Genomic DNA, 11,357 nt, shown 5'->3' with positions numbered 1-11,357 from the left:
TATGGCTGGTGGAATTTGGACAACGCAAAACAAGGTACGGCCGGGTGCTTATATCAACACCATTGGAGCGCCACAAGCTAAGGCAGACGCGACTTCTGGCCGAGTCTTACTGGTAAATGGCGTTCAGCTGGATTGGGGCCCACAAGGGATTGTAGAGCTCGATAGTGGCAGTGACTTCCAAGCGCTCTTAGGAGCACCATTATCTGACAGTAAGCTGGTGACCATTCGGGAAGCATTAAGAGGAGCTGTGACGGTTCTTTACTTGAATCTTAACGGCGGTAAGACAGCAACGATTTCCGATGAAGCACTGCCCTGGAACTTCACAGCTAACTATGCTGGGACTAAAGGGAATGAGCTCACAGTTGCCGTCACAAAAGATGCGGCGGATGAAACGCGATTGACCGTGCAATTCTTGTATGGAACAGCAATTGTCGATGAACAAGTCATTCATACGACTACGGCGGCCGGTCTTAAAAGCAATGATTTTGTAACCGTGAAGTTGACCGACGAATCTAGTGCACAAACTAAGCTGGAAGCACTTGCAGGTAAGACAACGTACAAGTTGGCTGGCGGTGTTACTACCCCTGTAGACGTAACCGAGGTACTCAGTGACACACTGGCAACCAAGACGTTTAATGTTGCCACTACGGCTGGTTATCCAGTGGATAGTAACGTTCATGCCTTGCTAGCTCAACTGATTGAAGACTTACGGGATAACGAAGGTTACAAGGTGACTGCGGTGGTTCCCGGTGTTGAAGGACTGGATTATGATCACGAAGCTATCACGGCAGTCATCAATGGTGTTGAACTGACGGATGGTGAAAAGCTGGACGCTACTACAGCAGCTGCTTATGTAGCTGGTGTTGCTTCTGCTGCGGGTGCTACCGGTTCACTGACTTACGTAGCTTACCCTGATGCTGTGGATGCCAACCCACGGCTGACGAATGAAGCAACCATTCGAAATCTAGCTAATGGCTATATTGTCTTTACGGCACGCCGAGACGGTTCAGTGGTGGTCGAGCAGGATATTAACACGCTCACGACGTTTACCGAAGCTAAGCCAAAGGACTTCCACAAGAATCGGACCATTCGAACTCTAGATGCGATTGCTAACGATACACAGGATGTATTCGAAAGCCAGTTTATTGGCAAAGTGAACAACGATTCGACTGGTCGGGATTTATTTAAGGCCAACCGAGTAGCTTATCTGCGGACTTTGGAAACGGCTGGAGCGATTGGTAGCTTCGATCCAAGCGATTTGACTGTCGAACCTGGGGACGACAAGGATTCTATTCTGGTTACTCTGGGCATTACGCCGGTTGACGCTATGGAAAAACTGTATATGACTATCACGGTTTATTAGAAAGGGGCGAGTGATAAATGGATAACGAACAAGTATCTACCGTAGGCCAATTCCTGAATGGCCGGGATACCATCAGCACGAAGGACGCCAAGGTTTTCGTGACAATCAACGGTAAAGTGTTACCGATGATTGAAGCTAACAAGTTTAGCGCTAAGCTGGAAAAGAACAAAGAAGACGTACAAACGCTGGGAAGCCGCTGGAAACACAAAAAGGTTACTAGCGTGGAAGGAACCGGGACATTGGGCGGCTACCTGATTACGTCCAATTGGGCCAAGTACGCCCTGCCTTACATTCGCGGCGGCAAGGACTTGTACTTTGAAGTCACATTGACCATCGAAGATTCGACTTCGAAGGCCGGCAAGCAGACGCTGCATTTCTCTGGGGTGAACCTGGATGATGTACCATTTGCTGACTTTGAAGCCGATGATGATGTGATGCAGTGGGAATCAGACTTTACGTTTGAAGATGTTGAACTGGTAGAGCCATTTACTGGCTTCGATATTTAATTTAGGAGGAATTTAGCATGGCTGATCAAGTAAGCATTCAAGATTTTATTCAAAAGAACGAGGAAGAAACAGCTGAGGTAAAGCTGGACCGTTTCCCAACGCCATTTATTTTACGAGAACTTAGCATTTCGGAAGGAGAACGTCTTCGGAAGCAAGCTACCAAGAAGCAACGTAACCCTAAGAACGGTCAAGTGGAATCAACGATTGACCAGTCGTTGGCTGGTGAGTTGATGCTGGTTGCTGGGATTGTTCAACCGGATTTGGACAACAAGGAACTTCAAACGGCCTATGGCACTTTAGGCGATAGCCTGGGAACATTGAAAGCCATGCTAAAGATGAGTGAATTTGCTACGCTGGCTAAGAAATTCAACGCAATCAACGGTTTTGATACCTCTGTAGACGATGATGTGGAAGCAGTAAAAAACTAATTGAGGCCGGCAACGGCAATGATTTTAAGTACTACTTCTTCTCTATGAACGAATATCATTGGACACCCCAGCAATGGGCTGGACTTTCACGGAAAGAAAAGGCTGTTGTGATTGCGGGTATTGATATTCGCATCAAGGAGGAAGAACAAGAAAGAAAACGAGCTGAACGAAAGGCTAGGTCTAAGCATTAGATTTGGCTTTTCCGCAGGTTAGAAAGGAGGTAGCCTATGGCGGACAAAGTCGTTAGTGCCACGATTAAAATTAACGATGGGTTTAGCGCGGCATTAAGTAAATTAAGCGCAGGGGTCGGCCGCGGTTCTGCGGCGATGAATCAATTGTCGGCTGGGGCCGGGAAGACTGGTGGTATGTTTAAGTCGATGTTGGGCGCCAATATCATTGGTGCTGGTATCACTAAAGGCATCGGCGTAATTACCAGTGGCGTTGGCAGTATGATGTCAGAGCTGAACGAGTCTAGTACTGCTTGGCAGACCTTTAATGGGAACATGGCCATGATGGGCAAGAGTCCGGCACAAATTGCTAAGACGCGTGGTGGACTACAAAAATTTGCCCAAGATACTATCTACTCAGCATCCGATATGGCGTCCACATATAGCCAACTAGCTGCCGTAGGGACCAAGGGGACTGATAAGTTAGTCAAGGGCTTCGGTGGTTTGGCTGCGGCTTCTTCTGATCCACAGCAGGCCATGAAGACGCTTAGCCAACAGGCCACACAGGCTGCAGCTAAGCCCAAAATTCAGTGGCAAGACTTTAAGTTGATGCTTGAACAAACGCCGGCCGGGATGTCACAGGTTGCTAAGACCATGCATCGAAGTACCGGACAGCTGGTTAAAGACGTTCAAGATGGTAAAGTCAAGACCCAAGATTTCTTCGCTGCCATCGCCAAGACAGGGACCAACAAACAGTTCTCAAAGATGGCCACGCAGTATAAGACTGTGGGGCAGGCGATGGATGGTTTAAAAGAAACAGTCGCTAACCGTCTGCAACCAGCCTTTGACCAAGTCAGCAAGGTTGGTATCAAGGCGATTAGCAGTTTTACCGATAGTCTTGGTAATGTAAACTTTGACGCTATCGGGACGAAACTAGTTCCGGTAGTTCAAGGCGTTGTAAATGCTGTCAAGACTGCGGGACAAGCAGTTGGAGCCTTCTTTTCTTCGTTAGGGAAGACAGGAGCCTTAAGCTCGGTTGGTTCAGCCTTAAGCAGTATTGGTAAAGCCTTTGGAGACGTAATGGGTAAGCTGTCTAGCGGCGGGGGTAAAGATCCTTTTGCCATGTTTAAGACTTTGGGGAGTATTAGCGGTAGTGTCATTAAAGGACTGGCTAACGGCTTAAAGGCGGTTGCTGATGTAGCTGGAAGTTTGGACCCCACAGCAATCAAAGTTCTGGCTGCGGCGTTTATCGCACTCAAGATGAGCACCAAGGGCTTAGTTTTAACAGGTATTGTGGTGGCACTGACGATGCTAAGCAAGTTGAACCCTGGAGTTTTAAATGCGATTGCTATGGGAATTGGACTTCTGGCGACGGCAGTCTTGGCTTTCAAAGCAGTTAAAAACGTGAGTGGCATTATTAGTGGCATCGGTCACTCTCTCGGTGGCCTTGGCAAGGGCGGCGGACTTGCCAGTGCCGCTAAGTCATCCACAGCCGCCGCTACGGGATTCATCAAGCTAGGCGTGTCATTGTTGCTTGTCGGTGCTGCGGTTGCCCTGACCGGTGCCGGTCTGTGGATGATGTCCGAGGCGGTTACCTCACTGGTTAGTGCTGGTTGGCCCGCTGTAGCTGTATTTGCGGGGATGGTTGTTGGCATTGGAGTCCTAGCTGCTGTAGTTACAGCTTTGGGACCGGCCATGATTGCTGGCGCGATTGGTTTTGGGATTTTTGGTGCTGCTTTGATTCTCATTGGTGTGGCTACGTTGATTGCCTCAGCAGGGATCGCCCTGTTAGCTACACAGCTACCTACGATTGCCGAATCGGGTGCTATGGCGGCCCTTAACATCGTATTGTTGGGTGGCGCGCTGGCGGTGTTTGGTGCGTTATCCATCATTGCAGCGGCTGGATTACTACTGCTAGGTGTTGGCCTTGCCGTGGCTGGTGTTGGTTTTATGGTAGCCGCGGTCGGAGCGCTCTTATTCGGGGTAGCCATGATGGTTGTTGCTGTAGGCGTCACAATCGCGGCGGTAGGCATGATGATTTTGGCAGTTGCCTTACCACTTATTGCCGCGTCAACGATGATTGCGGCTGTGGGGATGCTACTGATGGGTACCGCTATGGTTGTTGTGGCGGCTGTCGCAATGATTGCCGGTGCCGGTATGATGATTTTTGCACTAGCGCTGGTTATCGCAGCGCCACTCATGATGGTAGCCGCAGCTGGTGCTCTACTACTGGGTGCAGCTTCTATCGCACTCGGGGCGGGGCTTGCCGTTGCTGGTGCCGGATTGATGGTTGTCGCCGCTGGATTACGATCAGTGACTTCGGCGGTTTCAGCGATGGTTTCGGCATTCATCAGCGGCGTTGCCCGGCTTGTGAGTGGTGTAACCTCTGGTATGGCAAACGTCGTCTCAGCAGTGCGGGGCGGTATGCAACAAGCTGTGAATGCAGCACAAAGTTTTGCCGGTGCGCTGTTTAGCGCCGGTGTCAACTTGATTCAAGGACTGGTTAACGGGATTAAGTCGATGATTGGGTCAGCGGTTAGCGCCGTGGCAAGCGTTGCAAGTAAGGTTGTTGGCGCAGCTAAAGGTGCTTTAGGCATCCACTCACCGTCAACGGTTTTCGCTGAAATTGGTGGTTATTTAGTGCAAGGATTTGCGAATGGAATTACAGGTAGTTCCCAGTTGGCTAGTCGTGCAACTGGAGCAATGGCTCAACAAGCAATCGGTGCTATGGATTCCTTAAACCACATGCCTAATGCCAATCCTGGCAATCTCTTAGCTAGTGGCTTCAATAACGCGGCCACAGCGGTTGGTAGTCTCACTTCTGCAATGCGAGGTATCAACGGCACGGCTGTGGATGTGAATGGCCGTCTGAGTGGTAGTGGCACTGGAAATGTGCCCCAGAGCACTTCTTTCGGTAGTAACGGCGGTGGTTATTCCACGGTTAACAACTATTCAGACGCCAATAGCTCTGAGCGAACCGGTAATAGTATCACAATTCAACCCGGGGCATTTGTACTCCAAAGTTCCGGTAACGCAGACTACGATGCGGAAACGATGGTTTCAAAGATTGAGACGTACCTGATTGGACTAAAGGAACGGAGGGGATAGCTAGTGGCGGGGATGCAGTTTAAGTTAACTAACAACAAGAACAAAACGTTTGCGTTGCCGGTTAACCCCAAAGAAATTCAGTTGGATTATGGTACGGATGATAAGACCGTATCGGTGATTAAGCTCGGTCAGATTAACCTTATCGGCGACGAAAAGCTCAAGACCATTGAGATTACTAGTACCATTCCGGTCAAACCAAAACAAGTTCACTATCGCAGTATTTCGAAGCCTTATGCCAAAGGGCAAACATACTTGGATAAGCTTTTGAAGATTTATAAATCTAAGAAGCAAGTACGTCTGGTTGTTACTAAGACCAAGATTAGTTTCAAAGGTATCATGACTGACTTTCAATACGGGATGACGGGCGGTAACGCCGATGAGTACACCTATACCTTCAAGCTAACCGAGAGTAAGCCTCACAAGGCCAAGAAGGTCAAAACTTCTAAGAAGAAAAAGAAGAAGGTCGCCAAGAAAGGCAAGTCCCGGTCGGCCCCACCAAGTAAGATTGGTCGGGGTTCTAAAGTGATTGTGAACGGCCGGCTGCATGCTAGTTCTGCTGGTTCAGGTCCCGGCCTGACCGAGCGCAATGCTACTCGTAAGATTTCGCTGATTGCCAAGGGTGGCAAGTACCCGTACCACGTCACTACACTTAGTGGTGGGGCTCGGGGATGGGTGTCCAAGTCGGCAGTAAAGGCGGTGTGATATGACAGTAACATTTTTCCAGTCACAGACCCCTGGCGAGAAGACTAAGTGGGACCTGCGGGAGATCTTGAAGACCGATATCAAGTGGACGACTGACATTGATTTCTCGGCCGGACAGCTGACTTTCGGCCTGGTTGAAGTCGATGAGGGCTATACGCCGAAAAACGGCGATGTAATTTGGTTCAACTGGGATCACGACCACGTCTTTAAAGGGAAGGTCTTTAAGGTGGATTATGATGAGTCCGAAGTCTTTAACGTTACGGCTTACGACAGCCTGCGGTATTTTAAAAATCAGGACTCACTTATCTGGCCGGTGTCTACCATCTCGCAGCGCTTCACTAAGGTAGCTAAATTGGCTGGTGTCAAGCATAAGGTTGTGGATAAGTCGACTCACAAGCTGGTGGCTGAGGTGGCTGACAGTAAGAGCTACTTTGATATGCTCAAGGCATCCTTTAAGTCCACACGGTTAGCTACGGGTCACCGATACTTTCTGCACGATAACTACGGTGTGGTAGAGCTAAGACGGTCACCGTACAAGAAACTGAAAAATGTGATTGGTGACCGGTCGCAGCTGACCGGCTTTTCTTTTACGAAAAGTATTGATGAGGCAGCCAACGTGGTTCGGGTGGTCCGGACCGACAAAAAGAAGAAACAGAAGTCTTCGTCCACAGCTAAGGCCAAGAAGCAGACCGCAGCTCAGAAGAAGGCTGCTGAGGTGGCTAACACCAAGTTAAAGACAGTCACGGCCGCCGGGAATTCGGTTGACCGTTGGGGAAAGTTGCAGATTGTCGAGAAGGCCAAGGACAAGGCCAACGCCGCGCAGATGAAGCAGAAGGCCAAGGATATTCTGAAGTCTAAGAATAAACAAACCTATACGCTTAAACTGACAACGTTGGCTACACTCTCTATGGTCCCCGGCAACCAGGCGATGGTGAAAGTGAAGAGCTTGAAAGACATTGGACTGGGTAACAAGTATCTGTTGATTACCAAGGCTACCCATACTTTCGGAACGACCAGTCATACAGCTGAATTAGAAATGAAGGTGCGTATTTGATGGCGGGAGAAACCATGCTTGAGTGGTGGGCCGACCGTGGTGGCCACGATAGTGAGTATTCGGATATCGTTTTTGGAACTGTGGTATCGGAGTCGCCGCTAGCTATTCAGATTTCTAACCAGATGACGCTCACTGAAGCCTTTCTGAATCTCAGTGAGTCGGTTACCGACCACAAGGTGAAGATGAAGATTGATGGCAAGGAAACAACGGTCACTATCTTGGGCGCTCTAAAGAAGGGCGATGGGGTCACTATGATCCGCCAAGATGGGGGCCAGCAATTTTATGTACTAGAAAAGACGGGAGGTGACGAAGATGGATGATGAATTGGAAGAAGTCGAGACCGATGATGTGGTCGATGAGGTTGAGGACGAAGTGGAAGAAGAGACGCTCCCCAGCCGGACCTATCGGATGCAGAACGGTCGAATCATTGCGATGACGGACGGCCAGGCGGCTATGGTTCAAGCTGTGGATAAGATTCTCCGAACAGAACGTTTTGTCTACCCGATTTACGATGACCAGTATGGCAACGACTTGAACGAGCTGATTGGCAAGGACTTCGATTATGCTGAAGTAGAAGTTGACCGGATGCTTACTGAAGCGCTAGAAGCCGATGACCGGGTCACCGACGTGTCGATTGATGAGACCGAACGGGTGGATTCGACCACACTGAAGGTTACTGGCTCCTGTGAGACCATCTTCGGCACTATCCCCATTGAAAGCGAGGTGACACTGAGTGAATCCTGAATTACTGGCGCAAGAATTGGAGTCACATGACTTCGATTACTTTATGGACTCCATGCTGGATGATGTGAGTGATGACGTGGATAAGCGACAAGGCTCTATCATCTATGATGCATTGGGCCCCGCAGCTACCCAACTAGCTGAAGAGTCGCTACAAATGGCAACTGTGGTTCGGGCGGCCTATACGAAGACTGCTCCGGGTGAGTTCCTGGACTATCGGGCTCCGGAACGTGGGACAGTCCGGCAGGCTGCCACCACAGCGCAAGTACTAGCAAAGTTTTTGGATAGTAATGGGGCGGCGATTGGTAATGTGGAGTTGGGTGATCAATTCGCTAGCGTGGGTGAGGAACCCATTTTCTACCACGTCACCAGCGTCAACGATGACCAGACGGCTATTCTGACAGCTGATGAGGTCGGGACCACGGCTAACGGGTATCTAGGTCAAATCCTGCCGGTGACGCCGAACGACGCCCTGAGTTGGGCCGAGATTATCGCTGTGACGGTACCTGCCAAGGATAGCGAGACCGATGACCACTTACGGGAGCGGCTGCTATCACCGGATGCTTACAACGCGTACGGCGGCAACGTTGCGGATTACTTGGATATGCTGTCTAAGATTAGTGATGTGGGGGCCGGTCAAGTCTATCCGACTTGGCAAGGTGGCGGCACGGTCAAGCTAGTCATTGTAAACAATGAGCTTCGGGCGGCGAGCACTTCACTAATTGGCCAGGTCAAGAAAACTATTGATCCAATCGAGTTTGAGGGCCAAGGCTATGGTCTGGCTCCAGTCGGCCATGCGGTCACTGTGGTGGCTCCCACAGAGGTCCAAATTGATATTGAGTCAACGGTAACGACGGACTCGCAAGCTACTGTATCAAGCGTCGAAGCCCAGATTAAAGCTGGCATTGAGTCTTACTTCGCCAAGCGGCGTGAAGCTTGGGATGATGTTGACAAGGTGACCGGCCGGGGCTATTCGCTGACGGTATACCGTTCGCAGATTCTTTCGGAGATTATGCGAATCGAGGGTGTGATTAACGCCACTCTCCCAACTCTGAACGGGGCCGAGAGTGATGTAGTGATGACTTTCAGCGGCGAAGTTTCCGAGCTTCCGGTGGTTGGTGAGGTGGTGCTTCATGGTTAAGCTAAAAGATTACCTGCCGGATTACTACGATGGTGTCCGTGAGATGCAACGGTTGATGGAAGCGGAACAGAAACAGGCTGACAGCTTCGATGATATGGCTACTCGAATCTTACTGAACCAGTTTGTCAGCACCGCTGACAGCGATGGACTCAGCATTTTCGAGAATCAACTAGGGTTGCCAACGGATTTAAGCCAGTCGCTAGAGTCGCGTCGCTACGATATCATGGTGCGCTTGCTGCCCCCGCGGCCAATCACGATTTGGTATTTTCGGGAGCTACTAGCGTCGATGGATATTCCGGCCACAGTAGACCAGGATGCCATTCGCAGCCATGTGACGACGATGAGTCAGGCCGACGAAATCACCCCGGAGCAAGTCAAGCGACTGCGGTATTTGCTGAACGTAATGCTGCCGGCGGACCAGACGTATCAGATTACTACTGAATCTAATGTATCGGTGGAACAGGCCGTGTTTATTGGTAGTCTGACGCAGACCTATACTAAGGCGACGATTATGCCAAAGACGCGGCGAACCGCAGTGGTGCAGCAACTGCAGTACTTTGGAGCAATTAAACCACAGATTTATGTAAGAGCAAAAATTAAGGGAGGGGATGAGAATCGATGAGTAAGTATGATGCGTCTGAGTTAACGAATGAAGGGTTGCGGCTATCTAGTTTGGCAGCCAACGGAAAGACTAGCTTTACGATTACCCGGGTAGCTTCCACAGCTGATGACTTGTCGGATGTGGATGTGACTGAGTTGACGGCACTACCAAATGAGGTGCAAACAGGTACCATCAACGACCGGCTGAGTTCTCCTGATGGCAACGGCGCCATTGTGGGGACTGACGTCACGTTTGAAAATTCAGGACTTACTGAGAGCTATTCAATCGGTGCGGTTGGCCTGTATGCTACTGAGACCGGTGACAGTAAGTCAGAAGTTCTCTATGCCGTGGTCAAGGCCATTAAGCCGGAGTTTATTCCGGACTTTAACGATAAAGTTTTGATGCAGTTCGGCATGATCGTCTACATGATTGTCGGCAAGGCCGAGAATGTCGAGGTGACTATCAACCCAGCCGGGATGGCAACCAAGGAATACGTGGATAAGGCGATTGAAGCCCACAAAGTAATCCTGCCAGCTACACTGATGTATTCAGATAAGGATGCTGAGATTGCGGCTCTGTGGAAGTTCTTGAAAGACCCGACCAATGCCAATGGGAGTCCTTACGTAGCCCGAGAGACAGCTGATGGGGCTTATGTGCGGGATAATACCGACGGCACTATCACTGTGGACAAGCAGGTTATCACGCCTGCCGATGAGAATCATGTAGTCACGGTGAGCGAAGCAGGCAAGGGTAGCAAGGTTGACTTCGACCCGGGTAATTTAAGCGTTGATGGGGCCAGCGTGCTAGGCGTGACTACCGTCTATGCCGATGATGATGCGGATGCAGTCACGGCCTATGTGGCAGCGCATCCAACGACAATTATCGTACACAAGGATGGCACGCGCCCAGCCGCTGAACCGGCTCCATGGGGAGGTGCAGCATAATGGCTGAATTGGAAGTACCAAATAGCGTCAGCAAGATTACGTTGGGCGGCGACACTGTCTGGCAGAATTCTGATGGATGGATTCCGCTGAAGCTACCTGATGGGGTGAGCGGCAATGTGTTTTTTAAGGATTACGGCGATGGAACAGCAGGATTAGTTGGAAGCTTAGGCTATTTGACCCAAGCAACATCGGATAGCTTGTACACGCCGTCTTTTAAGTTGCTAAATCCACCCAACGGGTATACTTTTCTAGATCATAATTGGCAAGTTGGACCATCTTATGGACCGACAATTCTAGTTTATACGAGTATGTATACAACATCAGGATCCAATCAAGCCGTTCAGCGTGGCTATGGATATATTTCTTTTGCAGATGGAAATGTCACAGTTGTGCGAGCTCAACATAACAGTAATCTTTATGGAAAAATACGTGTGTTGATTAACTTTAACGGTAATGACATCAACCATGTCTCTGCTACAGACGATAATTTTGGTGGTCCTGCAATCATCGGACTTGAGAAAGTATAGGAGGTAATACCATGACTAATAAATTAACCCCATTTATCATGGGGGGGGGGTAGAAATACTCGTCTGAACCACCGA

General features: G+C 49.8%; 12 protein-coding genes. All 12 read left to right on the top strand.

Annotation, left to right across the window (positions count from 1 at the left end; all coding sequences use genetic code 11):
• Position 1: 1 nt before the first annotated feature.
• Positions 2 to 1,363, top strand: coding sequence for a phage tail sheath C-terminal domain-containing protein (locus EKM83_RS03875; RefSeq protein ID WP_125575319.1), 1,362 nt, complete (start codon positions 2 to 4; stop codon positions 1,361 to 1,363).
• Positions 1,364 to 1,380: 17 nt separating this feature from the next.
• Positions 1,381 to 1,869, top strand: coding sequence for a phage tail tube protein (locus EKM83_RS03870; RefSeq protein ID WP_125575318.1), 489 nt, complete (start codon positions 1,381 to 1,383; stop codon positions 1,867 to 1,869).
• Between the two features lie 17 nt (positions 1,870 to 1,886).
• The gene (locus tag EKM83_RS03865; protein WP_125575317.1) at positions 1,887 to 2,297 is read left to right on the top strand and encodes a phage tail assembly chaperone; all 411 of its coding nucleotides are present in this window, start codon (positions 1,887 to 1,889) and stop codon (positions 2,295 to 2,297) included.
• A gap of 227 nt (positions 2,298 to 2,524) precedes the next feature.
• Complete coding sequence (locus EKM83_RS03860; RefSeq protein ID WP_125575316.1) at positions 2,525 to 5,572, top strand: tape measure protein; 3,048 nt, start codon at positions 2,525 to 2,527, stop codon at positions 5,570 to 5,572.
• A gap of 12 nt (positions 5,573 to 5,584) precedes the next feature.
• Entirely contained in the window at positions 5,585 to 6,274 is a 690-nt protein-coding gene (locus EKM83_RS03855; protein WP_125575315.1) for a hypothetical protein, read from the top strand.
• A gap of 1 nt (position 6,275) precedes the next feature.
• Positions 6,276 to 7,328: an XkdQ/YqbQ family protein gene (locus tag EKM83_RS03850; protein WP_125575314.1), complete on the top strand. Its 1,053-nt coding sequence runs from the start codon at positions 6,276 to 6,278 to the stop codon at positions 7,326 to 7,328.
• Complete coding sequence (locus EKM83_RS03845; RefSeq protein WP_125575313.1) at positions 7,328 to 7,648, top strand: DUF2577 domain-containing protein; 321 nt, start codon at positions 7,328 to 7,330, stop codon at positions 7,646 to 7,648. Before EKM83_RS03850 ends, EKM83_RS03845 begins: the two co-directional genes overlap by 1 nt.
• Positions 7,632 to 8,072, top strand: a complete 441-nt coding sequence (locus EKM83_RS03840; protein WP_225418613.1) for a DUF2634 domain-containing protein — start codon at positions 7,632 to 7,634, stop codon at positions 8,070 to 8,072. Before EKM83_RS03845 ends, EKM83_RS03840 begins: the two co-directional genes overlap by 17 nt.
• Positions 8,062 to 9,210: a baseplate J/gp47 family protein gene (locus EKM83_RS03835; protein WP_125575311.1), complete on the top strand. Its 1,149-nt coding sequence runs from the start codon at positions 8,062 to 8,064 to the stop codon at positions 9,208 to 9,210. Before EKM83_RS03840 ends, EKM83_RS03835 begins: the two co-directional genes overlap by 11 nt.
• Entirely contained in the window at positions 9,203 to 9,832 is a 630-nt protein-coding gene (locus tag EKM83_RS03830) for a putative phage tail protein (RefSeq protein ID WP_125575310.1), read from the top strand. The genes EKM83_RS03835 and EKM83_RS03830 overlap by 8 nt, the downstream gene beginning before the upstream one ends.
• Positions 9,829 to 10,755 (top strand): phage tail protein, encoded by a 927-nt coding sequence (locus EKM83_RS03825; RefSeq protein ID WP_125575309.1) that lies wholly within the window; start codon positions 9,829 to 9,831, stop codon positions 10,753 to 10,755. The genes EKM83_RS03830 and EKM83_RS03825 overlap by 4 nt, the downstream gene beginning before the upstream one ends.
• Positions 10,755 to 11,282, top strand: coding sequence for a hypothetical protein (locus EKM83_RS03820; RefSeq protein ID WP_125575308.1), 528 nt, complete (start codon positions 10,755 to 10,757; stop codon positions 11,280 to 11,282). Before EKM83_RS03825 ends, EKM83_RS03820 begins: the two co-directional genes overlap by 1 nt.
• Positions 11,283 to 11,357 lie beyond the last annotated feature (75 nt).

This window comes from Levilactobacillus angrenensis (assembly GCF_003946085.1).
GTDB lineage: Bacteria > Bacillota > Bacilli > Lactobacillales > Lactobacillaceae > Levilactobacillus > Levilactobacillus angrenensis.
This window is presented reverse-complemented; position numbering and strand designations above follow the sequence as displayed.